This window comes from Allokutzneria albata (assembly GCF_900103775.1).
Lineage (GTDB): Bacteria > Actinomycetota > Actinomycetes > Mycobacteriales > Pseudonocardiaceae > Allokutzneria > Allokutzneria albata.
Map to the genome: position 1 here is coordinate 4,150,001 of NZ_LT629701.1, position 24,713 is coordinate 4,174,713.

Here is a 24,713-nt window from a genome sequence, read left to right on the forward strand (position 1 = left end):
CCGCGCCAGGACAGCTCGTCGAGAATGTGCTCACTCACGCCGTCCATTGTCGCCCACCTGGTCAAAGCACTTGTCAGGCAGGGCGGCGCTTGGCTCCCCTGCGGTAGGCGCTCACGGCGGCCGAGCCGGCGATCCAGAACCGCCATGGCACGTCGACGGCGTTGGCGACGCCGACGCGGGGGCCGCTGAGCACCTCCATCGGCTCGTCCGGCTCGGGGGCGAGCAGCCGGACCGGTGAGGCCGGATCGGTCAGGTCGATGCCGTTCTGCTCCCGCGTCAGTCCCAGCACCGAGCACAGCCGGGCCGGGCCCTTGGCCAGCTCGCTGTCGTTGCGGGCGTTGGGGCGTCTGCGGCGGGCCAGGTCGATGCCGGTGACCACCTCGCCCGCCCGGACGAGGACGGCGCCGGGTTCGCCGTCGTGCAGGCTGACCACGTTGGCGCAGAAGTGCATGCCGTAGACGAAGTACACGTACAGGTGACCGGCCGGGCCGAACATCACCGCGTTGCGCGCGGTTCTGCCGCGGTAGCAATGGGATGCGGGGTCGTCGCCGCCGCGGTACGCCTCGACCTCGACGAGTTTCACGCCGATGGGACCGTCCGGCGTGTCGGCCTCCAGGACGCTGCCGAGCAGCACGCGGGAGGCGGGGACGGGATCGATGGCCAGGGCTTCGCGTCGGATCAGGGTCACCCGGTCACTCTCCCGCGTCGGTCTGACAATGCGAGAGGACCCCCTCCCGGGTGGAAGGGGGTCCCAGATCTCACTTCGCCCAGTCGCGGTGCGGGCTGAGCCGCCCGACGAGCCGGTCGAGCTGTTCGGCGACCCTTGCGGGCGCTGTGCCGCCGTAGGCGTCGCGGGAGGAGATCGAGCCCTCGACGGTCAGGACCTCGCGGACCTTCGGGGTGAGGCTCGGGTTGACCTCGGCCAGCTCGGCGTCGCTCAGCTCCTCCAGCCCGATGCCCTTGGCCTCGGCGCGGCGGACGCACTCGCCCGCGGCCTCGTGCGCGATCCGGAACGGCACGCCGTTGCGGACCAGCCACTCGGCGATGTCGGTCGCCAGGGTGAAGCCCGCGGGCGCCAGCTCGGCCATCCGGTCGGTGTCGAAGGTGAGCGTGCCGAGCATCCCCGCCATCGCCGGGAGCAGCAGCTCCAGCTGGGCGACGGAGTCGAACAGCGGCTCCTTGTCCTCCTGGAGGTCCCGGTTGTAGGCCAGCGGCATGCCCTTGAGGGTGCCCAGCAGCCCGGTCAGGTTGCCGATCAGCCTGCCGCTCTTGCCCCTGGCCAGCTCCGCGACGTCGGGGTTCTTCTTCTGCGGCATGATCGAGCTGCCGGTGGCCCACGCGTCGTCGAGCCGGGCGTAGCCGAACTCGGCGGTGGTCCAGATGATGACCTCCTCGGCGATCCTGGAGAGGTTCACCCCGAGCATGGCGAGGCAGAAGGCGATCTCCGCGGCGAAGTCCCTGGAGGCCGTGCCGTCGATGGAGTTCTCCGCCGGGGCGTCGAAGCCCAGGTCGGTGGCGACGGCGGCCGGGTCGAGGCCGAGCGAGGAACCGGCGAGCGCTCCGGAGCCGTAGGGCGAAACCGCGGCGCGGCGGTCCCAGTCCCGCAGGCGTTCCACGTCCCGCAGCAGGCTCTGCCCGTGCGCCAGCAGGTGGTGCGCGAGCAGGACGGGCTGGGCGTGCTGCAGGTGGGTGCGGCCGGGCATGACGGCGCCGGGGTGGGCCTTCGCCTGGGACAGCAGCGCGTCGACCACGTCGATGGTGCCCGCGGCGATCCGGCGGGCGGCGTCGCGCAGCCACATCCGGAACAGCGTGGCGATCTGGTCGTTGCGGGAGCGGCCCGCGCGCAGCTTGCCGCCCAGGTCCCTGCCCGCCCGCTCCAGCAGGCCGCGCTCCAGCGCGGTGTGCACGTCCTCGTCGTCGGGGCTGGGGCCGAACGCGCCGGAGGCCACGTCGGCGGCCAGGACGTCGAGCGCGGCGAGCATGCGGTCGAGCTCGTCGGCGGAGAGCAGGCCCGCGCGGTGCAGCACCCGGGCGTGGGCGCGCGATCCGGCGATGTCGTAGGCGGCCAGCTGCCAGTCGAAGTGGGTCGAGACGCTCAGCGCGGCCATGCCGTCGGCGGGGCCGGACGCGAACCTCCCACCCCAGAGCTGGGCCGATTGCTGCTCAGTCACACGTACCCCTTCTGCAAATCCCTCGTGCGACCCCGGAAATCCCTGGCCAGGGTCTGCTGGAAATCGTAGAGCGAGTCCTCGGCGCGGCGTCCGGTGACCACGGCGCGGCCCTCGTGCAGCCGGAGCCGGACCTCGCCGCTGACCCGCCCCTGCGATGCGGCGATGAAGGTGTCCAGCGCGGCCTTGAGCGGCGATTCCCACTGTCCACTGTGGACCAGTTCGGCCCAGCGCCGGTCGACCTCGCCCTTGAAGCGGAGGAGATCGCTCTCCAGGGTGACGTTCTCCAGTGCCTGGTGGGCGGTGGTCAGCGCGAGCGAGCCGAGCCCGCCCGCGCGGCGGTTCAGCTCGCGGAGCGCTTCGAGGACGGTCATGGTCTCGCGGTCGAGGGCGACGGGGACGCCCTGGTCGAAGGTGATCACCACGTCCAGGGGGTCGGCGGGCTCCGGCGTGCGGTCCCAGACGCCGCCCAGCGGGGCGCCGAACGCGTTGGCCTGGATCGCACGGGTGAACTCGGCGGCTGCGGAGTCGGTCACTGGTCACTGTCCCTGTGCCCGGCCATGGCCATGAAGCGCTCGGCCAGTTCGGCGCCGGAGACGGGTTCGCGGGCGATCACCATGATCGTGTCGTCGCCCGCGATGGTGCCGACGACGTCGTGCAGGGCGGCGCGGTCCACGGCTCCGGCGAGGAACTGCGCGGCGCCGGGCGGGGTGCGCAGCACGGCGAGGTTGGCGGAGTGGTCGGTGGAGACCAGCAGCTCGCCGAGCAGCCTGGTCAGCCGGGAGGTGCCGCCCTCCATGCCGCGGACCGGGCTGCCGTCCTCGGGGATGACGTAGACGGGCGCGCCGCCGTCGGCTCCGCGGAGTTTGACCGCGCCCAGCTCGTCGAGGTCGCGGGACAGCGTCGCCTGGGTGACGTCGATGCCCTCGGCGCCGAGGATCTTGGCCAGCTCGGTCTGGCTGCGGATGGAGAGCTGGCGGACCAGCTCCACGATGCGCGCCTGGCGGGCCGCCCTGGTGGCCGCGGCGGTGGCGCGCGGATGGCTCACCTCGAAGCTCATCCGCGGCTCCCTTCCTGGATCAGCCAGGTCATCAGCGCCTTCTGCGCGTGCAGCCGGTTCTCGGCCTCGTCCCAGACCGCGCTGGCCGGGCCGTCGATCACCTCGTCGGTGATCTCCCAGCCGCGGTGCGCGGGCAGGCAGTGCAGCACGATCGACTCGGTCCCGGTCGCGGCCAGCAGTGTCTCGTTGACCTGGAACGGGCGGAACGGGCCGACCCGGTCCTTGCCGTCGTTCTCCTGGCCCATCGAGGTCCAGGTGTCGGTGACCAGCACGTTCGCCCCGTCGACCGCGGCGAGCGGGTCGTGCAGCACCTCGACGGTCGCTCCGGTCTCCGCCGCGCGCTGCTTGGCCGCGTCGTAGATCCAGGACAGCGGCTGGAAGCCCGCCGGGGCGCCGATGCGGACGTTGATGCCCGCGGTGACGCCGCCGAGCAGCAGCGAGTGGGCCATGTTGTTGGCGCCGTCGCCGAGGTAGGTCAGGGTCAGCCCGGCGAGCTTGCCGAAGCGCTCGCGGATGGTCTGCAGGTCGGCCAGGACCTGGCAGGGGTGGAACTCGTCGGTCAGCGCGTTGATCACCGGGACCGTCGCGGCCCCGGCCATGGCCTCGATGCGGGCGTGGGCGAAGGTCCGCCACACCACCATGTCGACGTAGCGGGAGAGCACCCGGGCGGTGTCCTCGATGGTCTCCTCGCGGCCCAGCTGCATGGTGCGGCCGTCCACGACAACGGGGTGCCCGCCGAGCTGGGCGATGCCGACCTCGAAGGACAGGCGCGTGCGGGTGGAGTTCTTCTCGAAGATCACCGCGACGCCCTTGGGCCCGGCCAGCGGGGTGCGGCCCTGCGGCGCGGTCTTCAGCTCGGCGGCGACGTCCAGCACCGCCAGCTGTTCCTCCGGGCTGAGGTCGTCGTCGCGCAGGAAGTGGCGCAGGCTCACGGGGTCTCCTCGTTCGCGGTTTCCAGCAGGGCGGGCAAGGCGGTGACGAAGCTCGCGGCCTCGTCGTCGGTGAGGACCAGCGGCGGCGCCAGCCGGATCGTGTCCGGCTGCACATTGTTGATCAAGAAGCCCGCGTCGCGCGCCGCGGTGGCGACGGCGGCGGAGACGGGCTGGTTGAGCGCGATCCCCAGCAGGAGCCCGGCTCCTCGGACACCGCGCACCAGCGGGTGGTCCAGCTCCTCGATGCCCGCGGCGATGTCCTTGCCCAGTGCTGCGGCGTGCTCGCACAGACCTTCCTCGGCGATGGTGCGCAGCACCGCGAGCGCGGCGGCGCAGCACACCGGGTTCCCGCCGAAGGTGGTGCCGTGCTGACCGGGACCGAGCAGGTCGGCCGCGGCGCCGATGCCGACGCAGACGCCCAGCGGCAGCCCGCCCGCGATGCCCTTGGCCAGTGTCACCACGTCCGGCACGATTCCCGCGCGCTGGAAGGCGAACCAGCTGCCGGTGCGGCCGATGCCGGTCTGCACCTCGTCGAGCACGAGCAGCGCGCCGTGCCGGGCGGTGATCTCGCGCGCGGCGTGCAGGTAGCCGTCCGGCGGGACGATCACGCCGTTCTCGCCCTGCACCGGCTCGATGAACACCGCTGCGGTCTCGTTGTCCACAATGGACTCAAGCGCGGCGGCGTCGCCGTAGGGAACGTGGATCACGTTCTCCGGCAAGGGTGTGAACGGGTCGCGCTTGGCGGGCTGGCCGGTCAGCGCGAGCGCGCCCATGGTGCGGCCGTGGAAACCGCCCTCGGTCGCGATGATCTTGGTGCGGCCGGTGAGGCGGGACATCTTGAACGCGGCCTCGTTGGCCTCGGCACCGGAGTTGCAGAACAGCACCTTGCCGAGCTCGCGCACGCCGAGCAGGTCCAGCAACCGCTCGGCAAGCTCGACCGTCGGTGCGGCGGAGTAGAAGTTGGAGATGTGGCCGAGGGTGGCGATCTGCTCGCTCACGGCCTGGACGACCGCCGGGTGGGCGTGGCCGAGCGAGTTGACCGCGATACCGGAGAGCAGGTCCAGGTAGCGCTTGCCGTCGGCGTCCCAGACGTAGGAGCCCTCGCCCTTGGTCAGTGTCAGCGACGGGGTGCCGTAGTTGTCCATGAGAGCGGAGCGCCAGCGCTGTCCGCCTTCCTGGTTGGAGGCGATCACTGTTGCTCCTTCCCTGGGGTGACCATGGTTCCGATTCCCGAGCTGGTGAAGACTTCGAGCAGCACCGAGTGGGCGAGCCTGCCGTCGATGACGTGGGCGCTGGGGACGCCGCCGCGGACCGCGCGCAGGCACGCCTCCATCTTCGGCACCATGCCGCTGGCGAGGTCCGGGAGCATGCCCTCGAGCGCTTCGGCGTCGATCCTGTCGATCAGCGAGGACTTGTCCGGCCAGTCCGCGTAGAGGCCCTCGACGTCGGTGAGCACGACGAGCTTCTCGGCCTTGAGCGCGATGGCCAGCGCGGCCGCGGCGGTGTCGGCGTTGACGTTGTGCACGACGCCTTCCGGGTCCGGGGCGACACTGGAGACGACCGGGATGCGCCCGGCGTGGATGATGTCGAGCACCGCGTCCGGGTTCACCGAGACCACGTCGCCGACCAGGCCGATGTCCACCGGCTCGCCGTCAACGGTGGCGGTGCGCCGCTGCGCGGTGAAGAGGTTCGCGTCCTCGCCGGACATGCCGATCGCGTGCGGGCCGTGCTTGTTGATCAGGCCGACGAGCTCGCGCCCGACCTGGCCGACCAGCACCATGCGCACCACGTCCATGGTCTCCGGCGTGGTCACGCGGAGGCCGCCCTGGAACTCGCCGGGGATGCCGAGGCGGTCGAGCATCGCGGTGATCTGCGGGCCTCCGCCGTGCACGACGACCGGGTGCAGGCCCGCGGTCCGCAGGAAGACCATGTCCTGCGCGAACGCGTGCTTCAGCTCGTCGTCGACCATGGCGTTGCCGCCGTACTTCACGACGACGATCGCGCCGTGGAAGCGTTGGAGCCACGGCAGGGCTTCGATGAGAACAGCGGCTTTTTCCGCTGCGCGCTTGACGTTCATGAGGAATAGGCCGAGTTCTCTTCGACGTACGCGTGCGAGAGGTCCGTGGTGAGCACGGTCGCCGTGCCCGCGCCGAGGCCGAGCTCGACGAGCACGGTGATCTCCTTGCCGGAGAGGTCGGCGAGCGAACGGTCCTCGCCGCGCACGCCGCCCGCGCAGACCTTGACGCCGTTGAGGGTGATGTCCAACCGGTCCGGATCGACGGCCGCGTCCGCCTTGCCCACGGCCATCGCGATCCGCCCCCAGTTCGGGTCGGAGCCGAAGAACGCGGTCTTGACCAGCGGGTCGTCGGCGACCGCGCGGGCAACGCGTTCCGCGTCGGCGTCGTCGGTCGCGCCGGAGACGGTGACGCTGACATGCTTGGTGACGCCCTCGGCGTCGGCCTGCAGCTGAAGCACAAGGTCCCGGCAGACCGCGGTCAGCACGCCGGTGAACTCGTCGGCGGTTGGCGTTACGCCAGAGGCTCCGGAGGCCAGCAACAGCACGGTGTCGTTGGTGGAGGTGGAGCTGTCGACGGTGAGCCGGTTGAACGTCGTGCCGACCGCGGCGCGCAGTGCGGCGTCGGCCAGTTCCGCGTCGATCACCGCGTCGGTCGTAATGACGCTGAGCATCGTCGCCATGTTGGGGGCGCACATGCCCGCGCCCTTGGCGAAGCCGCCGACCGAGAAGCCCTGGTGGCTCAGCTCGGCGTACTTGGGAACGGAGTCGGTGGTCATCACCGCGGTCGCGGCGTCGACCCCGGCCTCGTTCGTGCTCGCGAGCGCGGCGGCCACCGCGTCGACACCGGGCAGCAGCGCGTCCATCGGGATGCGCTCGCCGATCAGGCCGGTGGAGCAGACCGCGACCTCCCCGGCTCCGCAGTCCAGGACCTCGGCCACCTTTTCCGCGGTGGCGTGGGTGTCCTGGAAGCCCTCCGGTCCGGTGCAGGCGTTGGCGCATCCGGAGTTGAGCACGACCGCGCGCACCCGGTGCTGGGTGAGCACCTGCTGCGACCACAGCACGGGCGCGGCCTTGACCTTGTTGGTGGTGAACACTCCCGAGGCGACGTCGAGCGGTCCGTCGTTGACGACGAGCGTGAGGTCCTTCTTGCCGGAGGCCTTGATGCCCGCGTGGATGCCCGCGGCGCGGAAGCCCGCCGGTGCGGTGACCCCGGCGGAGCGGAGCGGCAGGGAACTGGTCACGGTGCTACTCCCACGGTGGGCAGGCCGGTGGTCTCCGGCAGGTCGAGAGCGATGTTCATGCACTGCACGGCTCCGCCGGCGGTGCCCTTGGTCAGGTTGTCCTCGGCGCCGACCACCACGAGGCGGCCCGCGTCGGCGTCCACGGTGACCTGGAGGTGGACGGTGTTCGCGCCGAGCGTCGAGGAGGTGGCGGGCCAGCTGCCCTCCGGGAGCAGGTGGACGAACGGCTCGTCGGCGCAGTACTTCGCGTAGACCTCGCGCACGCGGGCCGCGTCCACGCCGTCGGCGACCGGGGCGCTGCAGGTCGCGAGGATGCCGCGGGACATCGGCACCAGCAGCGGCGTGAAGGACACGGACACCGGCCGGCCCGCGACCGCCGAGAGGTTCTGCGTCATCTCCGGGGTGTGGCGGTGCGCGCCGCCGACGGAGTAGGTGCTGACCGACCCCATGACCTCGGAGCCGAGCAGGTTCGGCTTGAGGCTCTTGCCCGCCCCGGAGGTGCCGGAGGCCGCGACGACGACCACCTCCGGCGCGATCAGTCCGGCCGCCAGCGCCGGGGCCAGTGCGATCGAGGTGACGGTCGGGTAGCAGCCGGGCACCGCGATCCGGCGCGCGCCGCGCAGCTCCTCCCGCCTGCCCGGCAGCTCGGGCAGCCCGTAGGGCCAGGTCCCGGCGTGCTCGCCGCCGTACCAGCGCTGCCACGCGGCGGCGTCGGCGAGCCGGTAGTCGGCGCCGCAGTCCACGACGAGCACGTCCTGACCGAGGCGCGCGGCGATCTCGGCGGAGTGCCCGTGCGGCAGGGCGAGGAAGACGACGTCGTGCCCGGCGAGCTGTTCCGCGCTGGTCTCGACCAGCGTGCGGTCGGCGAGCGGAGCAAGATGCGGCTGGTGCGCGCCGAGCGGCGTGCCCGCGTTGCCGCCCGCCGTGAGCGCGCCGATCTCCACCTCGGGATGCCCGAGGAGCAGCCGCAGCAGCTCCCCGCCCGCATACCCGCTCGCACCGGCGACCGCGACCCGAATTGCCATACGCATGATTATGCGTCGGACTGCAATTTCACTCAAGCGGTTTCACGCGCGGTAACCAGGATGTGGCCTGCGTCTCATTGATCCGCCTAAACCTCTCGACCGTTCGGCGCGTCCGGCTGCCGCCGTTCAGCGACCTCTGGGCGACGCGCGGTCACATTTCTTACGTCCGGCCGAACTGTCGTGGACGACCACCGATGCTCACCGTCTATTCGGCGCACGGCGTCCGCTGAGCGGCCGTTCGGCCGAAGGGCTGCCCTAGTTTTGGCCTCGAACAGCCCGCGGCGACCACCAACGCCGAGGGCTAGAACCACGACGGCGGGGCACCCGGGACCACCGGCGGCGCCTCTGGTCAGGAGGAGATCCACCACCACGGCCCATGTCAGGCCTTATCCGCGTAACCCTCGCCAAGGCGGCGGTGACCAAGAATGCCGAGAAGATGACTACCCAGAGTTACGCCAGCCCATCCACACCGCAGCTGTGCGCTGCCGGTGGGCGACGTATGAGCACGTTGCAGGCGCAGGACGTGGCGGAGGTCTTCGGACTCGGCCAGGCCCGCGCCCGGCTGCGTGCCGTTCCCGGCGGCCACGTCCACCGGATGTGGCGACTGGACACCGATCGCGGGTCGTACGCGGTCAAGGAGATGAACCGCCAGGACAACCCGGAGTGGATGCCGTGGTTGCAGGCGGCGTGGCGGCTGGAGCTGGCGGCCTGGCACGCGCGGATCCGGATGCCGGAGCCCGTGCCCCCGCCCGGCGGCGGCGTGGTGGCCGAGGTGCCGGTGGCCGACGGTCCCCCGGCGACGGTGCGCGTGCACCGCTGGGTGAACGGCCGCTCGATCAGCCAGCCCATCGACGCGATCGTGGGCAACTGGGCCGGGCGGACGCTGGCCGCGCTGCACTCGCTGGCCATGCCCGCCGAGCCGCGCTGGGCCTTCCCGCCGACCGGGACCACCGAGGCGACCCGCTGGCAGGAGCTGGTGGAGCTGTCCAAGGACGCCGGGGCGGAGTGGGGCGGCGACCTGGCCGCGCTGGCCCCGGTGGTGGAGGAGATCTACGACCTCACCCAGATCGCGGCCACCCGCTGGCTGCCGGACGTGCTCACGCACGCGGACCTGCGGGCGAAGAACGTGCTGGTCGCGGCGACGGGCCCGGTGCTGGTGGACTGGGACATGGCCGCGGCCAAGGTGCCCAGGGAGGACCTGGCGGGCTGCGCGCTGTCGGTGTCCGGGTGGAACCAGGACGACGGCCCGGTGCGGGAGACGCTGCGCCAGGTCATCGCCGGGTACCGGGCCGCGGGCGGTGCGCTGGAGCGCCCGCTGGACGTGGTCGACGCGGCCGGGGACCTGGGCAACGAGGTGGACTGGGTGGCCGCGGTGGCGCGCCGGGCGATCGGCCAGGGCGCGCAGGGCCCCGACGACATGGAGCGCAGCGCGAAGCTGATCCCGGGTCTGATCCGGGCGCTGCCGAACAAGCTGCTGGCCGCGCGCAGCCTCCGCTGGCTGCTGGCCGACCAGTTCTGACCGACCGCTCGCCGACGTCGGCGACGGCGTGGCTCGGGTTGGTGTTTTCGCTGCTCTCGCCGCTTTTCGGGTGTCGTGAGCGCACCAACCCAGCCCCCGCCCTCCCAGGGGGGGCGACCCCGATCCCAGTGTCCCACCCCCGCCCACGTCGAAGATCCACATCGGCCCGGGTTGTGGACGAGCGTGGTTGATGTGGACAACTCCCCGCACGTGCTCGCCGGGTGACGCGCTCCTCGTGACCAGTCGCCAGTGCGACGTGCTCGCGCCGACGCGGCGCCCAGCGTCTCCGTTCGCGCACCGAATGAGTCATCGGGGTAGTTGAACGCACCGAATGACTCATTCAATGCACTCAAAGCACCAACGCGGCACTGGTGGGGGAGGAAGCGGGAAGTACTCGATCGGGCGGGTGCGTTGAGTGTGGGGTGGGGTGCGGTGAGCGGTGGGTGTGCGCGAGGGGGTCGAGGGGCGAGGGAGTGTGCGGGAAGGGCTGCGGGGGTGGGGGCGAGCTGTGAGAATGCGCGGCTATGGCGCTGCCGTTGACTCCCCCGGTCCTGCCCATGCTGGCCGGCCCAGCCGACGCGGTCTCCGACGAGGGCGGCCTCTGGTACGAGCCGAAGTGGGACGGGTTCCGGTGCATCGTGTTCCGGGACGGCGACGAGGTGTACCTGCAGTCGCGCAACGGCAAGGACCTGGCGCGCTACTTCCCGGAGATGTGCGCGGCGCTGCTGGCCGAGCTGCCGGAGCGGATCGTCGTCGACGGTGAGCTGGTGATCGACCGCGACGGGGAGCTGGACTTCGACGCGCTGACCGAGCGGATCCACCCGGCGAAGAGCCGGATCACCCTGCTCAGTGAACAAACGCCCGCCCGGTTCATTGGTTTCGACCTGCTCGCGGTGGGCGACGAGAACCTGCTCGACCAGCCGTTCAGCGCGCGCCGCAAGCGGCTGGAGGAGGTGCTGCCGCAGGGCGAGCGGGTGCACATCACGCCGGTAACGGACGACCCGGCCACCGCGCGGGAGTGGTTCACGCTGTTCGAGGGCGCGGGGTTGGACGGGTTGATCGGCAAGCCCGCCGAGGCGCCCTACTCCCCCGGCAAGCGCGTCCTCACCAAGATCAAGCACGCGCGGACGGCGGACTGCGTGGTCGCGGGGTTCCGGTGGCACGTCAAGACCGAGCCGGGGACGGCGGTCGGCTCGTTGCTGCTCGGGCTGCACGACGAGCGGGGCGTGCTGCACCACGTCGGGGTCGTCGGCTCGTTCCCGATGGCGCGGCGGCGGGCGCTGGTCGAGGAGCTGGCTGAGCTGCGGGTGAACGCCGCCGAGGGACACCCGTGGCTGGGCGAGCACACCGACCGCAGGCTGCCCGGCGGGGAGAACCGCTGGCGCAAGGGTGAGCAGGCGTGGGAGCCGCTGCGGCCGGAGCGGGTGCTGGAGATCTCCTACAGCCAGACCGAGGGCGCGCACCCGGCGCGGCTGCGGCACAACGGGCAGTTCGCGCGGTGGCGGCCGGACCGCGACGCGGCGTCCTGCCGCTACGACCAGTTGGAGCAGCCCGCGCGCTACGACCTGCCCTCGGTGCTCTCCGGCGAGGTCCGGCCGGCGGACTAGCGAAAAACCACGAGCGCCCGCGACCTATCCTGGTAGTGCGATGGGAACACCGGTCACGAAGTCTCCGCTGACAGCCCTGGCAGATCGTCTTTCCGAGGTGATGCTCCGCGACGAGCGCCGCCTGCGCCGTCGAATCGACGGGGCCCGCCGGGCCAAGGACCGCCAGGCGCTGGTCGAACGCCTCTCCGCCGAAGTCGAGCAGGCCGAGCTGCGCGTGGCGCGGCGGCGTGCCGCCGTTCCGAAGATCACCTACCCGGAACAGCTGCCGGTCAGCCAGCGCAAGGACGAGATCCTGGAGGCGATCCGGGACCACCAGGTGGTCATCGTGGCCGGGGAGACCGGCTCGGGGAAGACCACCCAGATCCCGAAGATCTGCCTGGAGCTGGGGCGCGGCGTGCGCGGGCTGATCGGGCACACCCAGCCGCGCCGGATCGCCGCGCGCACGGTCTCCGAGCGGGTCGCCGAGGAGCTGGGCGGCGAGGTCGGCGAGACGGTGGGCTACAAGGTCCGCTTCACCGACCGCGGCAGCGACGACACGCTGGTCAAGCTGATGACCGACGGCATCCTGCTGGCGGAGCTGCAGAACGACCGGCTGCTGCACCAGTACGACACGCTGATCATCGACGAGGCGCACGAGCGCAGCCTCAACATCGACTTCATCCTGGGCTACCTCAAGCAGCTGCTGCCGCGCCGCCCGGACCTCAAGGTGGTCATCACCTCCGCGACGATCGACCCGGAGCGGTTCTCCCGGCACTTCGGCGACGCGCCGATCGTGGAGGTCTCCGGGCGGACCTACCCGGTGGAGGTGCGCTACCGGCCGCTGTCCGACCCGGACGCGCCCGAGGAGGAGGACCGCGACCAGGTCCAGGGGATCTGCGACGCCGTCGAGGAGCTGGCGATGGAGGGGCCGGGCGACGTGCTCGTGTTCCTCAGCGGTGAGCGGGAGATCCGGGACACCGCGGAGGCGCTGGAGAAGCTCGACATGCGCGACACCGAGGTGCTGCCGCTGTACGCGCGGTTGTCCGCCGCCGAGCAGCACCGGGTGTTCCAGGCGCACCGCGGGCGGCGCGTCGTGCTGGCGACCAACGTCGCGGAGACCTCGCTGACCGTGCCCGGGATCAAGTACGTCGTGGACCCGGGCACCGCGCGGATCTCCCGGTACAGCCACCGGTTGAAGGTGCAGCGGCTGCCGATCGAGGCGATCTCGCAGGCGTCGGCCAACCAGCGCAAGGGCCGGTGCGGCCGCGTGTCGGAGGGCATCTGCATCCGGTTGTACTCCGAGGAGGACTTCGAGAGCCGCCCGGAGTTCACCGAGCCGGAGATCCTGCGCACCAACCTCGCCTCGGTGATCCTGCAGATGACCTCGATCGGGCTCGGCGACATCCAGGCGTTCCCGTTCCTGGAGCCGCCGGACCGGCGCAACATCTCCGACGGCGTGCAGCTGCTGCAGGAGCTGAACGCGTTGGACACCAAGGAGAAGAAGCTCACGCCGATCGGGCGCAAGCTCGCGCAGCTGCCGGTGGACCCCCGGCTGGGCCGGATGGTGCTGGAGGCCGAGGACAACGGCTGCGCGCGCGAGGTCATGATCATCGCGGCCGCGCTGTCCATTCAGGACCCTCGCGAGCGCCCGGTGGACAAGCAGGAGGCCGCGGCCCAGCAGCACGCGCGGTTCCGCGACCCCGACTCGGACTTCGTCACCTACCTGAACCTGTGGAACTACCTGCGCGAGCAGCAGAAGGCGTTGTCCTCCAACAGGTTCCGCAAGCTGTGCAAGGCGGAGTTCCTGAACTACCTGCGGGTGCGGGAGTGGCAGGACATCGACAGCCAGCTGCGCCAGGTGGCCAAGCAGCTCGGGATCACGCTCAACAGCGAGCCGGCCGACCCGCTCAAGGTGCACACGGCGCTGCTGGCCGGGCTGCTCTCGCACGTGGGCATGAAGGACCCGGCGAAGAACGAGTACTTCGGCGCGCGCAACGCCAAGTTCGCGATCTTCCCCGGCTCGGCGCTGTTCAAGAAGCAGCCGAGGTGGGTGATGGCGGCCGAGCTCGTCGAGACGACGCGGCTGTGGGGCCGGGTGGCGGCGAAGATCGAGCCGGAGTGGATCGAGAAGCTGGCCGGGCACCTGGTCAAGCGCAACTACAGCGAGCCGCACTGGGAGCGCAAGCAGGGCGCGGTGATGGCGCTGGAGCGGGTCACGCTCTACGGCATCCCGATCGTGGCCGGGCGCAAGGTGAACTACGGCAAGGTCGATCCTGAGCTGTGCCGCGAGCTGTTCATCCGGCACGCGCTCGTCGAGGGCGACTGGGAGACCGGCCACAAGTTCTTCCGCACCAACCGGGAACTGCTGGCCGAGGTCGAGGAGCTGGAGCACCGGGCGCGGCGGCGGGACATCGTCGTCGACGACGAGACGCTGTTCGAGTTCTACGACAAGCGGGTCGGGGCCGAGGCGATCTCCGCGCGGCACTTCGACACCTGGTGGAAGAAGACCCGGCGGACCCAGCCGGACCTGCTGACCTTCGACCGCTCGATGCTGATCAACGATCGGGTCGGCGGGGTCAGCGACGCCGACTACCCCGACGAGTGGCGCTACGGCGACCTGCGGTTGAAGCTGACCTACCAGTTCGAGCCCGGCACCGACGCGGACGGCGTCACCGTGCACGTGCCGGTGGCGGCGCTCAACCAGCTGGCGCCAGAGCCGTTCAGCTGGCAGGTTCCCGGTCTGCGCAAGGACCTGCTGACCGCGCTGCTGAAGTCGCTGCCGAAGGCGTTGCGGCGCAACTTCGTCCCGGTGCCGGACTACGTGAACGCGTTGCTGGCGCGACTGAAGCCGTCGGACGCGCTGCTGCTGGCCGAGCTGGAGACGCAGTTGCAGGCGCTGAGCGGGGTCGCGGTGGCGCCGGACGCGTGGGAGCTGGACAAGGTCCCGGACCACCTCAAGATCACCTTCCGGGTGGTCGACGAGAAGGGCGCCAAGGTCGCCGAGGACAAGGACCTCACGGCGCTGAAGGCCCTGTTGAAGTCCAAGGTGCAGCGCGAGCTGTCCACGGCGGGCAACGCGGTCGAGCGGAGCGGGCTCACCGACTGGACGATCGGCGAGCTGCCGAGGACCTTCACCCAGCAGCGGTCCGGGTACGCGGTCACCGCGTACCCGGCGCTGGTGGACGAGGGTTCCAGCGTCGCGGTGCGGATGTTCGAGACCGAGGACGAGCAGCGGCGCGCGATGTGGCTCGGCACGCGGCGGTTGCTGCTGCTCGGGGCGCCGTCGCCGATCAAGCTCGTGCACGGGCGGCTGTCCAACCAGGCCAAGCTGACGCTGAGCGCGAGCCCGCACGGCGGGGTCGGCGCGCTGCTCGCGGACTGCGCCGCGTGCGCGGTGGACCAGCTGATCGCCGGTGGCGGCGGCCCGGCGTGGAACGCCGACGGTTTCGGGGCGTTGCGGCACAAGGTCCGCGCGGAGCTGGGCAATGTGATGATGGACGTGCTCGGGCACGTGCAGCAGATCGTGGCGGCGTGGCAGGCCGTGCAGCGCGCTCTGGCCGACGCGCCGGACTTCCCCGCCTCTCGTGAGGCGCTGGCGGACATCCGGGCGCAACTGTCCACTTTGGTCGGTCCGGGTTTCGTGGCGGCGACCGGGTCCGCTCAGCTGCCGCAGCTGCCCCGCTACCTGAAGGCGATCGAGCAGCGGATCGGGAAGCTGTCGACGAACGCGGAGCGGGACCGGGACTCGATGCGCGCCGTGCACGCGGTGGAGCAGGAGTACCGCGAACTGCTCGCCGAGGTCGGGGACCTCCCGGAGGTGCGGCGGGTGCGGTGGATGATCGAGGAGCTGCGGGTCAGCTACTTCGCGCAGACGCTGGGCACCCCGTACCCCGTCTCCGACAAGCGGATCTACCGCGCCATGGACCAGATCTGACCGGGGCAGGCTCCTGAATGACTCATTCGGTGCGTTGAGCGCACTGAACGAGTCATTGAGGTGGTTGAGCGCACCGAATGACTCATTCGGTGCGAAAGGGCGGGGTGCTGGGGGTCGGGGGCGCTCACCTGGGGTTTACGGGGGGCGTGAAAGGGTGCGGGGGTAGAGCGGAACAAGGGGGTCGGCGTGCCACGAGGTAGGGCCGCGTTCAGCACCACGGCGGTCGCACTGGTCGTGGCGGCGGTCGGCGCCGCGTGCACGGTGGGGCCGTCGAACCGGCCCGCGGTGGTGCACGACGGGGACGCCCCGCCGGTGATCGCCCCACCGTCGGGGGCGGCGCCCGTGGCGGTGCGGCCGCTCGGTGCGCCGGAGGGTGCGCGGATGAGCTGGTCGGACTGCACCAGCCAGACCCGGTTCCGGCTCGGTGACGCGGCGGGGACCTCGATGCGCTTCGAGTGCGCGCGGGTGACCAACAACCTGGACTCGCCGAGCAGGCCGGGGCGGGGCACGACGCGGATCGCGGTGCTCAAGGCCGGGACGGGACCGGTGCCGCTGGTGGTGGTCAACGACATCAACGGCGAGCCGGGCACGTTGTTCGCGGCACGGCTGGCGCAGAAGCTGGGGCCCGAGGTGATGGGCACGTTCTCGCTGGTCGGGGTGGACCGCAGGGGCACGGGCGAGTCGGAGCACCTGCAGTGCGTCCCGGAGGCGATCCGGCAGCGCATGATCGGCTTCGACCCGACGGCCAAGGACGGGACGAAGATCAACGAGCTGCTGGAGATCGCCAGGGAGGCCTCCCAGGAGTGCATGCTCGACCTGGACGAGCAGCTGCCCGCGAACGACACCTGGCGCGGCGCCTCGGACCTGAACAAGGTCCGCGAGCTGCTGGGCATGCAGCACCTGCACGCGATCGGCAGCGGTGAGGGCTCGCGGGTGCTGACCGTGTTCGCCGAGCGGTTCGGCGACAAGGCGGGGCGGATCGTGCTGGACGGTTCGCCGGACCCCACGGCGGACGGGATCGGGCTGGCGCAGGCGAAGGCGGCCGCCGCGGAGGCGACGTTCGCGGAGTTCGCCGCGGACTGCGCGAAGCGGGGCTGCGCGCTGGGCGCCGATCCGCGCAAGGCGGTGACCGATCTGCTGGCCAAGCTCAACGAGAAGTCGCTGACCAGCTCCGACGGGATCGCGGTGAACGGCGGTTCGGTGATGTTCGCGCTGGTCTCCGCGCTGGGCGACCGGTCCGCGTGGCCCGCGCTCGGCGATGCGCTGGGCAAGGCGGCCGCCGGGGACCCGGCCCCGGTCGCGGCGCTGCTGGCGCCGGTGATCAAGAACAAGGGTTCGGTGAGCTCGCGCTTCGACGGGACGCTGATCACCTCGTGCAACGACACCACGGTGCGCATCCCGCCGGACCGGGCGGCCCAGCTGATCAAGGAGTGGAGCGGCAGGAGCCCGCTGTTCGGGCCGGTGTTCAGCCAGCGGCTGATGTGGTGCGGGCCGTGGCCGGTGCCGAGCCAGCCGCTGCCGCCGGTGCGGGCGGCCGGTGCCGGGCCGATGGTGGTGCTCAACACCGCGGCGGACCCGGTGACCCCGCCGGAGGGCACCAAGCGGACCGCGGAGCAGCTGCCCGGGGCGGCGCTGGTGACCTGGCAGAGCAGCGGGCACGGTGCGCTCACCGGCAGCGGGTGCGTCGGCACCGCGCTGAAGGACTACCTGGTGGACGGGAAGATGCCCGCGAACGCGACGGTGTGCCCGCCGTAGAAGGTCCGACGGGCACACCCGGTCACGTCCTCTGCTGGCTCAGCAGCCTCCGCAGCAACCGCAGCCAGGACCCGTGCAGTTACCGCAGCAGCTGCACCCGCCGGCGGCCGACATCTCTTCCATTCTTACCTCCACGCTCGTGGGAGCCCCGGAAGCCCCAACGGTATGCGTGATCACGCATGAGTCGACACCGCCGCCCGACTGACACCTCTCCCCCGGACCGGTGAGCACTCCGAGTGGCAGCGGTAGCACTCCGGGTTGACCATGTGCGCATGGGTGATTTCCTGCTGCGTCGATGGTGGCTCGTGGTCGTGCGCGGGGTGGCCGCGATCCTGTTCGGGATCGTCTCGCTCGCCTGGCCCGGCATCACCGTGCTGGCACTGGTCATGGTGTTCGGCGTCTACGCGTTCGTCGACGGCGTGGTGGCCGTCGCGGTCGCGCTCGCCGACAAGGTGGCGCCGTCGGCGGACCGGTGGATGACCGGTCTGCTCGGCGTGGCGAGCCTGGCGGCGGGGGTCGTCGCGTTCACGCTGCCGGAGATCACCGCGCTCACGCTGCTGTACCTGATCGCCGCGTGGGCCGTGGTGGCCGGTGTGCTGCAGATCGTGGTCGCCTGGCGGCTGCGCAAGGTGCTCTCCCGCGAGTGGCTGCTGTTCGTCAGCGGCGGCCTGTCCGTCGCGCTCGGCCTGGTGCTGTTCATCCGCCCCGGCGAAGGCGCGATCGCGCTCATCGTCACGATCGCGGCCTTCGCGCTGCTGTGGGGCGTCGTGCTGACGCTGGTCGGGATCAGGCTGCGGACCATCGGCAGGCGCATGGCCGCCGAGGCCGAACTGGCCGAGGGCACGACCGCGGCGCTGTGATCACTTCTTGAGCAGGCCGGAGACGTAGTCGGCGATCGGCCGCGTGGGGTGGCCGATCAGCTCGCGCAGCACGCCGGGGGTGTGGTCGAGCACCCCGCCCTTGGCGATGTTGGCGTCCACGTCGGCGAACACCCCCGCCACGGGCTCCGGCAGGCCGAAGCCGGTCAGCTGGGCGATGTGCTCCTCGGTGGTGAGGTTGCGGTACGCCACCGCCCTGCCGGACGCGCGGGAGATCTCCTCGGCCAGCTCGGCGAAGGACCACGCGGTGTCGCCGGACAGCTCGTAGATCTTGTTGTCGTGCCCCTCGGTGGTCAGCACGACCGCGGCGGCCTCGGCGTAGTCGGCGCGGGCGGCGCTGGCGACCCGGCCGTCACCCGCGCTCGCGGTGAGCACGCCGGACCCGGCGGCGCCGGTGATCGCCTGCGCGTAGTTCTCGTGGTACCAGGCGTTGCGCAGGATCGTGTAGGTCAGCCCGGAGGCGAGCAGGACCTCCTCGGTGGCCTTGTGCTCGTCGGCGAGCGCCAGCCTGCCGGAGTCGGCGAAGGGAGCGCTGGTGTAGACGAGCCTGCCGACGCCCGCCTTGACCGCGGCGTTGATGGCGTTGGTGTGCTGCTCGGCGCGCTTGCCGAACTCGTTGCCGGAGATCAGCAGCACCACGTCGGCGCCGGCGAAGGCCCGCTCCAGGCTCGCCGGGTCGCTGTAGTCGGCGGCACGCACCCGCACGCCCAGACCGGACGCCTTCTCCGGGCTGCGGACGGCCGCGGCGACCTGGTCCGCGGGGACCCGCTCGAGCAGGGACTCGACGACCAGCGCGCCCAGCCCGCCGGTGGCTCCGGTGATGACGATCATGGCGATCTCCTCGCGGTGCGGCGCGGGCCGATCCCGCGCTCACCGATGAGCTTGTACTAACTTTTGGTTAGCGCCAACTTCTAGTTAGTACTATCACATTCGGTTGTGCTGTACCCCGGGGTACGGTCAAGGGCATGGACGCCCACCAGCAGCTCCTCGCTGACGTCTTCGACAGGGCGTGCCCCTCGCGGGACGCGTTGGAGCACGTCACCGGGCGCTGGGGAATCCTGGCGATGATGGCGCTGACCGAGGGCACCTTCCGGTTCAACGCACTGCGCCGCCGGGTCGACGGGATCAGCGAGAAGATGCTCTCCCAGACGCTGCAGGCGTTGGAGCGCGACGGTTTCGTGCACCGCGAGGCGCAGCCGGTGATCCCGCCGAAGGTGGAGTACAGCCTGACGCCGCTCGGCGAGCAGACCGCGGAGAAGCTGTTCGCGCTCGTCCGGTTCGTCGAGGAGCGGCTGCCGGAGATCATGAGCGCGCGGCGGGCCTACGACGAGGTGAAGGGCTGAGACGACACGAAGGGCTGGAGCCCCCACAGCTCCAGCCCTCCGAGTTCAGCGCTCCCAGGAGGAGAAGCTCCGGAAGCCGTAGAGCAGCGGATCGTCCTCGCGCTGGCCGACGTCGACCACCTTGCCGATGACGATCGCGTGGTCCTCCGCCACGTGCACGTCGCCCACCACGCACTCCGCCGTGGCGAAGGCGTCCTCGACCAGCAGCGGCGCGCCGACCTGGGCCGAGGGCCGCCACGGCAGGCGGGAGAACCGGTCCGGTGCCGCGGAGGAGAACAGCTCGGCGGCACGCTTTCCCTTGCTGTGCAACAGGTTCACCGCGAAGCCACCGCCGTCGCGGACCGCGGCGAACGTCCCGCTGCGCAGGTTGAGGCAGACCAGCAGCGTCGGCGGGTCGGCCGCGACGCTGGTCAGCGACGTGCAGGTCATCCCGTGCGGCGCGCCGTCGGCGTCCAGCGCCGTGATGACCGCGACCCCGCTGGGGAAGGCGCTCATCAGGTCGCGGAACGCCTGGACGGCGGTGACGTCGCGGGAAACCGGTGCGGCAGTCACGGTTCAGCCGTTGATCGAGTCGATGTACTCGTAGCAGGTGGGCAGGTTCTCCACCAGCTCCTTGGCTTCCGCGGCCAGCCGTTCGAACTCGGCGTTGGCGTTGACCGGGTCGATGTGCGCCAGCGCGGGGCGCGGGTGCTCCGGCCGCAGGCCGAGCCCGAGCGTCATGGTGATCCACGAGTAGGACTCGAACCCGTGGTAGTGCGGGTACATCGCGGACTCGTCGATGAGCAGCGAACGCGCGTACTCCATCCGCGGGACCAGGCCCTCGGGGATCGCCCGGAGCTTGGTCTCCTTCCAGTACGGGGTGTCCTCGCGTTTGGTGGCCCGGTAGTGCAGGACCAGGAACTCCTTCACGCCGTCGATGACGCGGGCGACCTTGGTGTTGTAGGCGTCGGCCAGGCCCGGGTCCCAGCGCTCGTCCGGGAAGTGCTTCACCAGCTGCTCGATGCCGTGCTGGATGAAGAAGATGCCGGTGGACTCCAGCGGCTCGACGAAGCCGGAGGACAGTCCGATCGCGACCACGTTGTTCACCCAGGAGCGCTGGTTGCGGCCGATCCGCATGCGGATGTGGTTGGCCTCCAGGTGGTCCTGGCCGGGGGCGACCTTCTCGCGCAGCGTGCGCTCGGCCTCCTCCGGCGAGCAGAACTCGTCGGAGTAGACGTAGCCGTGGCCGTTGCGCTTGTACAGCGGAATGGTCCAGATCCACCCCGCGTCCATCGCGGTCGCGGTGGTGTAGGGCTGCATCGTCTTGGCCAGCTCGCCCTCGCGGGGAACCCGCAGCGCCACCGCGCGGTTGTTGGGCAGCACGTCCTGGAAGGACTCGAACTGCTCACCCAGCGTCTGGTTGATCAGGATGCCGCGGAAGCCCGTGCAGTCGACGAAGAGGTCGCCGCGCAGGTCGCCGTTCTCCTTGGTCCTGACGTGGCTGACCCAGCCGCGCTCGTCCTGGCCGATCTCCACCACGTCGTCGGTGACGTGCCTGACGCCTCGCTTGGTGCCGAACTTGGCCAGGAACTTCGCCAGCAGGTCGGCGTCGAAGTGGTAGGCGTAGGGGAACTGCGAGCGCTGTTCGTCCAAAGTGGACCGCCCGAGCGAACCGTCCAGGTTGGACACGAACAGCGAGCCGTCCAGCAGCCGCGGCGAGAGGTTGTTCTCGCACATGGTCGGCGTGAGGTAGATGTGGCGGTCGAAGTCCTCGCCGCCGTCGCCCAGCCGCAGCCACCAGTCGGCCATGGTGAAGCCGTCGGCGACGCGCAGCCGCTCGAAGGGGTGGTAGAAGTGGTGCCCCTTGCGGCGCCAGTCCTCGAACCGGATGGCGAGCTTGTAGGAGGCCGAGCACTCCGGCATCCACTCCCGCTCGTCGAGTCCGAGGTAGTCGAAGAAGTGCCGCACCGTGGAGAAGGTGGCCTCGCCGACGCCGATCGTGCCGACGCGCTTGGACTCCACCAGCGTCACGTCGACCCGGTCGCCGAACGCCTCCTTGAGGTACGTGGCTGTCATCCAGCCCGCCGTGCCACCGCCGACAATGACCACTGACTTGATCACACCAACGCTCCTCGGAATCGTCCGGCCCTGCGGCTTGACCGTAGGCGGCGGTTCTTTTACCTCGTTATCAATGGCTTTACTCTTCGGCATGGACTGCCGTCACCGCGCTAGTCGACGAGGACGTAGCCGTCGCCGGGACGGGACGCGCGGGAGCGGCGGAGGCTGGACAGGGAGAACGTCCGCTGGAGCCAGCGGTCCCGGCCGTCGTAGCGCGGCGTGAAAGCCGTCCGGCCGTGCACGGTCACGTGGTTGTCCACGATCGCGAGATCCCCTGGCGTCAAAGCCGAACTGGTCGCGGTCTGCTCGAACAGCTCGCCCAGCTCCACCAGTGCGGCCGAACCCGCCTCGGTCTGCGGCTGCGTTGCGGCGAAGTCCACCCGCAGGTCGGGGTCCTCGTAGGCGCCGGTGAGCACCGCGTGCGCGACGGGCGTGTTCCCCTCGCCGAAGGACGGCGGTGCCTCGGTGATGAACTCGGGGCGGGACAATGCTTCCCGGCTGCGCCGGCTGAGCAGGCCGAGAACCTGGCGGACGCAGGCGGTGCGCAGGCCCGCGATGCCCTCGTGGTCGGAGCGCAGGCACAGCAGCATCACGTAGTCCGGGCGGTGCTCGTGGAAGGCGTTCTCGTTGTGGAAGGACAACAGCACCGAGCCCGCGTTGCCCTGGAAGGTCTCCTTGCCGGGCACCGGAACCACGTCCTGCACGAGTGCGCCGGACTTCTCCGGCCGGAACGCGGCCGGGTCGCCGAGCCCGGAGGCGATCATCGCCAGCACCGCGGCGCCGACCGTTGCCTCGCGCTGCACGGAGCCCGCGACCATCGGCGTGTCGCCGAGGGTGTCCAGGCCGACCGGCAGGCCGCGCAGCAGGAGTGTCCCTTGTGGACCGGAATCCCTGCGGAAGCCGCGAACGGTCCTGCGCACGGCGATCGGCAGCTCGTCCCAGGCCTCCCGCGCGGCCGCGACCCACTCGGGGTCGTCGATCACGCCGCCCGCGACCCCGAGCAGGTCGAGGGCGATCTCGGTCACCGAGGCGGCGTCGGCCTCGGTCAGCGACACCACCCGGGGCACCGCACTTGTCACATCAACTGTTACCGACATCAGGCACTACCCATCGATTGCAGCATCGTCACCGTCTCCTCGTGGTCGAGGCCGAGCGCGTCGGGGCCGTAGATCTCCTCGACCCAGCCGCGCTGGTACACCGAGTCCAGGTACCGCTCCCCCAGATCGGGAGCGATCGCCACGGCGGTCGGATCGCCGCCCGGCGCGAACTCCGCCAGCCAGCGCAGCGCGCCGCTGACCACAGTCCCGGTGGACCCGCCGAACAGAAAGCCCTTGCGGGCCAGGCGGTGGCACGCCCGGACGGTGTCGACCTCCGGGACGTGCACGACGTGGTCCACATAGGACACATCGAGCAGTGGTGGGCGGACCCCGGTGCCCAGGCCGGGAATCATCCTGGGCGCAGCGGGGCCCCCGAAGGTCACCGAGCCCGCGGCGTCGACCGCGACGATGGTGACCTCGGGGTGGTGCTCTTTGAAATAGCGCGCGCAGCCCATCAGGGTGCCCGTCGTCCCCGCGCCGAGGAACAGCACGTCCAGGTCGGGGAAGTTGCGGGCGATGGACGGCGCGGTCCAGCGGTGGTGGGCCTTCCAGTTCGCCGGGTTGGTGTACTGGTTGAGCCACAGGTAGCGGTCGTCGGACTCGCACAGCTCACGCACGTAGCGCAGGCGCGCGGCGAGGAAACCGCCCTCCGCGTCGGGTTCGACGATCGTGTGCACGCGGCTGCCGAGGGTCTCGATCAGCCGCTTGGTGGCGAGGTTGCAGCGCGCGTCGGTCACGCACAGGAACTCGTACCCCTTGCTGGCGGCCAGGATGCTCAGCGCGACGCCGAGGTTGCCGGAGGAGGACTCGACCAGGACCGTGCCCGGCCGCAGCGCGCCGCTGCGCTCGGCCGCCTCGATCATCTCCCGTGCCGCCTTGAGCTTGATCGAGCCCGCGAAGTTGAAGCCCTCGCACTTGAGGTAGAGCCTGCGGCCGAAGGTGGCTCCCAGGTCGACGAACAACTCGTCCTCGTGGAAGTCCTGCGGCTCGGAGATGATCGGCACGCTCCCCACCTCCTCAGCCGTAGCGGCGCAGCTCGTGGAAGAAGTCGTCGACGACGGTCAGCTCGCCCGCACGGCGCAGCTGCTCGTAGACGTGCATGCCGACCGCGAGGTCCAGCACGCCGAGCCCGAACGGGGAGAACACCAGCGGGCGGCCGGCCGGGAGGTCGACGCGGCCGGCCATCACCTCGTCCAAGGTGCCGTGCAGGAAGTCGCGGTTGCCGACCAGCTGCTCGGCCAGGTGCGGTGAGGTGTTCGCCTTCAGGCAGTGCTCCACGTCGTCGACGACGTTGGTCGACGCGAGGATGATCTCCGGGGCGATGTCGCGCAGGGAGACGTTGAGCACCAACGGGTTGTGCGCGAACCACGCGGGGTCGCTCACGTGCGGGGCGGCCGCGACCGTCGCGAACACGACCAGGTCCGACGCGCGGATCAGCGCTTCGGCGTCGTCGTGCACGGAGATCCGGCCGGACTCGCCCGAGCGCTCCAGGTAGTCGCGGAAGCCTGCCGCGTGCTCGGCGGACAGGTCGTGCACGCCGACCTCGTCGAAGGACCAGCCGGTCCCGGCGAAGTAGGTGTGGATGTACCTGGCGATCAGGCCGGTGCCGACGAAGCCGATCCGCGGCGGGCGGCCGCGCTCCCGGGTGAACCAGTCCGCGGCCAGCACGGCCGACGCCGCGGTGCGGGTGGCGCTGATGATGGAGCTTTCCAAGCAGGCGAAGGGATATCCGGTTGCCTGGTCGTTGAGGATCAGCACCGCGGACGCCCTCGGCAGCCCGGCGGCGACGTTCTCCGGGAAGCTGGAGATCCACTTGATCCCGTCGACGCCGACCCCGCCGCCGATCGAGGCGGGCAACGCGATGATGCGCGAGGTGGGCCGGTCGGGGAAGCGCAGGAAGTACGACGGCGGGTTCACCGTGTCGCCTGCGCCGTGCACCTTGTAGGCGGCCTCGATGAGCTCCGTGACGGGTTTCTCCTGACCGGCCAGCGCGCGCTGCACCTGGCCGCCGGAGATCACCGAGAAGGCGGGGACCTGCTGGGACATCGGGTTCTCCGGGGG

22 protein-coding genes (1 of these 22 cut by a window edge) are annotated in these 24,713 nt (G+C 71.0%); 6 read left to right on the forward strand and 16 right to left on the reverse strand.

Going from position 1 to position 24,713, the window contains the following annotated elements; genetic code table 11:
- From tyrS to argC, 10 genes are all read right to left on the reverse strand, one after another.
- Positions 1–38, reverse strand: the start of a protein-coding gene (gene tyrS, locus BLT28_RS18345) for a tyrosine--tRNA ligase (protein ID WP_030431057.1). The gene continues 1,237 nt to the left of window position 1, outside the view; 38 of the gene's 1,275 nt are visible here — the first part of the coding sequence; its start codon is at positions 36–38; the stop codon falls past the left edge of the window.
- A gap of 35 nt (positions 39–73) precedes the next feature.
- On the reverse strand, positions 74–682 hold the full coding sequence (locus BLT28_RS18350; protein WP_030431056.1) for a DNA-3-methyladenine glycosylase: 609 nt from the start codon (positions 680–682) through the stop codon (positions 74–76).
- 76 nt (positions 683–758) lie between these two features.
- Positions 759–2,171, reverse strand: coding sequence for an argininosuccinate lyase (gene argH, locus BLT28_RS18355; protein WP_030431055.1), 1,413 nt, complete (start codon positions 2,169–2,171; stop codon positions 759–761).
- Complete coding sequence (locus BLT28_RS18360) at positions 2,168–2,704, reverse strand: adenine nucleotide alpha hydrolase family protein (RefSeq protein WP_052407605.1); 537 nt, start codon at positions 2,702–2,704, stop codon at positions 2,168–2,170. The genes argH and BLT28_RS18360 overlap by 4 nt, the downstream gene beginning before the upstream one ends.
- Entirely contained in the window at positions 2,701–3,228 is a 528-nt protein-coding gene (locus tag BLT28_RS18365; RefSeq protein WP_052407604.1) for an arginine repressor, read from the reverse strand. The genes BLT28_RS18360 and BLT28_RS18365 overlap by 4 nt, the downstream gene beginning before the upstream one ends.
- Positions 3,225–4,160, reverse strand: a complete 936-nt coding sequence (gene argF / locus BLT28_RS18370; protein ID WP_030431052.1) for an ornithine carbamoyltransferase — start codon at positions 4,158–4,160, stop codon at positions 3,225–3,227. The genes BLT28_RS18365 and argF overlap by 4 nt, the downstream gene beginning before the upstream one ends.
- Positions 4,157–5,350: an acetylornithine transaminase gene (locus tag BLT28_RS18375; protein WP_043812587.1), complete on the reverse strand. Its 1,194-nt coding sequence runs from the start codon at positions 5,348–5,350 to the stop codon at positions 4,157–4,159. Before BLT28_RS18375 ends, argF begins: the two co-directional genes overlap by 4 nt.
- Positions 5,350–6,237, reverse strand: coding sequence for an acetylglutamate kinase (gene argB, locus BLT28_RS18380; RefSeq protein WP_030431050.1), 888 nt, complete (start codon positions 6,235–6,237; stop codon positions 5,350–5,352). The genes BLT28_RS18375 and argB overlap by 1 nt, the downstream gene beginning before the upstream one ends.
- Positions 6,234–7,418 (reverse strand): bifunctional glutamate N-acetyltransferase/amino-acid acetyltransferase ArgJ, encoded by a 1,185-nt coding sequence (gene argJ, locus BLT28_RS18385; RefSeq protein ID WP_030431049.1) that lies wholly within the window; start codon positions 7,416–7,418, stop codon positions 6,234–6,236. The genes argB and argJ overlap by 4 nt, the downstream gene beginning before the upstream one ends.
- A complete protein-coding gene (gene argC / locus BLT28_RS18390) occupies positions 7,415–8,443 on the reverse strand; it encodes an N-acetyl-gamma-glutamyl-phosphate reductase (protein ID WP_030431048.1) in 1,029 nt (342 codons plus the stop codon). The genes argJ and argC overlap by 4 nt, the downstream gene beginning before the upstream one ends.
- A gap of 499 nt (positions 8,444–8,942) precedes the next feature.
- Here argC and BLT28_RS18395 point away from each other — a divergent pair, with 499 nt between their 5' ends.
- The 5 genes from BLT28_RS18395 to BLT28_RS18415 all read left to right on the forward strand — a co-directional run bounded on the left by BLT28_RS18395 (position 8,943) and on the right by BLT28_RS18415 (position 18,097).
- On the forward strand, positions 8,943–9,962 hold the full coding sequence (locus tag BLT28_RS18395) for a phosphotransferase (RefSeq protein ID WP_030431047.1): 1,020 nt from the start codon (positions 8,943–8,945) through the stop codon (positions 9,960–9,962).
- Positions 9,963–10,486: 524 nt separating this feature from the next.
- Complete coding sequence (locus tag BLT28_RS18400) at positions 10,487–11,569, forward strand: ATP-dependent DNA ligase (protein ID WP_030431046.1); 1,083 nt, start codon at positions 10,487–10,489, stop codon at positions 11,567–11,569.
- Between the two features lie 40 nt (positions 11,570–11,609).
- The gene (hrpA, locus tag BLT28_RS18405) at positions 11,610–15,482 is read left to right on the forward strand and encodes an ATP-dependent RNA helicase HrpA (RefSeq protein ID WP_081900472.1); all 3,873 of its coding nucleotides are present in this window, start codon (positions 11,610–11,612) and stop codon (positions 15,480–15,482) included.
- A 186-nt stretch (positions 15,483–15,668) separates the two neighbouring features.
- Positions 15,669–17,237 carry an alpha/beta hydrolase gene (locus BLT28_RS18410; protein WP_030431044.1) on the forward strand — a complete coding sequence of 523 codons (1,569 nt, stop codon included), beginning with the start codon at positions 15,669–15,671 and terminating at the stop codon, positions 17,235–17,237.
- 272 nt (positions 17,238–17,509) lie between these two features.
- Positions 17,510–18,097: an HdeD family acid-resistance protein gene (locus tag BLT28_RS18415; protein WP_030431043.1), complete on the forward strand. Its 588-nt coding sequence runs from the start codon at positions 17,510–17,512 to the stop codon at positions 18,095–18,097.
- On the opposite strand, the gene BLT28_RS18420 is transcribed toward BLT28_RS18415, so the two are convergent.
- On the reverse strand, positions 18,098–18,946 hold the full coding sequence (locus tag BLT28_RS18420) for an SDR family oxidoreductase (RefSeq protein ID WP_030431042.1): 849 nt from the start codon (positions 18,944–18,946) through the stop codon (positions 18,098–18,100).
- Between the two features lie 134 nt (positions 18,947–19,080).
- Between BLT28_RS18420 and BLT28_RS18425 the strand changes: the two genes are divergently transcribed.
- Positions 19,081–19,458: a winged helix-turn-helix transcriptional regulator gene (locus tag BLT28_RS18425; protein WP_030431041.1), complete on the forward strand. Its 378-nt coding sequence runs from the start codon at positions 19,081–19,083 to the stop codon at positions 19,456–19,458.
- A gap of 45 nt (positions 19,459–19,503) precedes the next feature.
- Here the strand turns inward: BLT28_RS18425 and BLT28_RS18430 are convergent, their stop codons facing one another.
- The 5 genes from BLT28_RS18430 to sbnB form a co-directional block, all read right to left on the reverse strand.
- Positions 19,504–20,010 carry a flavin reductase family protein gene (locus tag BLT28_RS18430; protein WP_030431040.1) on the reverse strand — a complete coding sequence of 169 codons (507 nt, stop codon included), beginning with the start codon at positions 20,008–20,010 and terminating at the stop codon, positions 19,504–19,506.
- Between the two features lie 3 nt (positions 20,011–20,013).
- The gene (locus BLT28_RS18435; RefSeq protein ID WP_030431039.1) at positions 20,014–21,558 is read right to left on the reverse strand and encodes a tryptophan halogenase family protein; all 1,545 of its coding nucleotides are present in this window, start codon (positions 21,556–21,558) and stop codon (positions 20,014–20,016) included.
- Positions 21,559–21,665: 107 nt separating this feature from the next.
- Positions 21,666–22,613, reverse strand: a complete 948-nt coding sequence (locus tag BLT28_RS18440) for a clavaminate synthase family protein (protein ID WP_231950822.1) — start codon at positions 22,611–22,613, stop codon at positions 21,666–21,668.
- A 38-nt stretch (positions 22,614–22,651) separates the two neighbouring features.
- Entirely contained in the window at positions 22,652–23,656 is a 1,005-nt protein-coding gene (gene sbnA, locus BLT28_RS18445) for a 2,3-diaminopropionate biosynthesis protein SbnA (protein ID WP_030431037.1), read from the reverse strand.
- 13 nt (positions 23,657–23,669) lie between these two features.
- Positions 23,670–24,698 carry a 2,3-diaminopropionate biosynthesis protein SbnB gene (sbnB, locus tag BLT28_RS18450; protein WP_030431036.1) on the reverse strand — a complete coding sequence of 343 codons (1,029 nt, stop codon included), beginning with the start codon at positions 24,696–24,698 and terminating at the stop codon, positions 23,670–23,672.
- Positions 24,699–24,713 lie beyond the last annotated feature (15 nt).

Coding starts and splice junctions, on each gene's coding strand:
- BLT28_RS18420 (WP_030431042.1), bottom strand. CDS start 18,946: ATGATCGTCATCACCGGAGCCACCGGCGGGCTGGGCGCGCTGGTCGTC.
- hrpA (WP_081900472.1), top strand. CDS start 11,610: ATGGGAACACCGGTCACGAAGTCTCCGCTGACAGCCCTGGCAGATCGT.
- sbnB (WP_030431036.1), bottom strand. CDS start 24,698: ATGTCCCAGCAGGTCCCCGCCTTCTCGGTGATCTCCGGCGGCCAGGTG.
- BLT28_RS18400 (WP_030431046.1), top strand. CDS start 10,487: ATGGCGCTGCCGTTGACTCCCCCGGTCCTGCCCATGCTGGCCGGCCCA.
- BLT28_RS18425 (WP_030431041.1), top strand. CDS start 19,081: ATGGACGCCCACCAGCAGCTCCTCGCTGACGTCTTCGACAGGGCGTGC.
- BLT28_RS18415 (WP_030431043.1), top strand. CDS start 17,510: ATGGGTGATTTCCTGCTGCGTCGATGGTGGCTCGTGGTCGTGCGCGGG.
- argB (WP_030431050.1), bottom strand. CDS start 6,237: ATGAACGTCAAGCGCGCAGCGGAAAAAGCCGCTGTTCTCATCGAAGCC.
- BLT28_RS18365 (WP_052407604.1), bottom strand. CDS start 3,228: ATGAGCTTCGAGGTGAGCCATCCGCGCGCCACCGCCGCGGCCACCAGG.
- BLT28_RS18395 (WP_030431047.1), top strand. CDS start 8,943: ATGAGCACGTTGCAGGCGCAGGACGTGGCGGAGGTCTTCGGACTCGGC.
- argC (WP_030431048.1), bottom strand. CDS start 8,443: ATGGCAATTCGGGTCGCGGTCGCCGGTGCGAGCGGGTATGCGGGCGGG.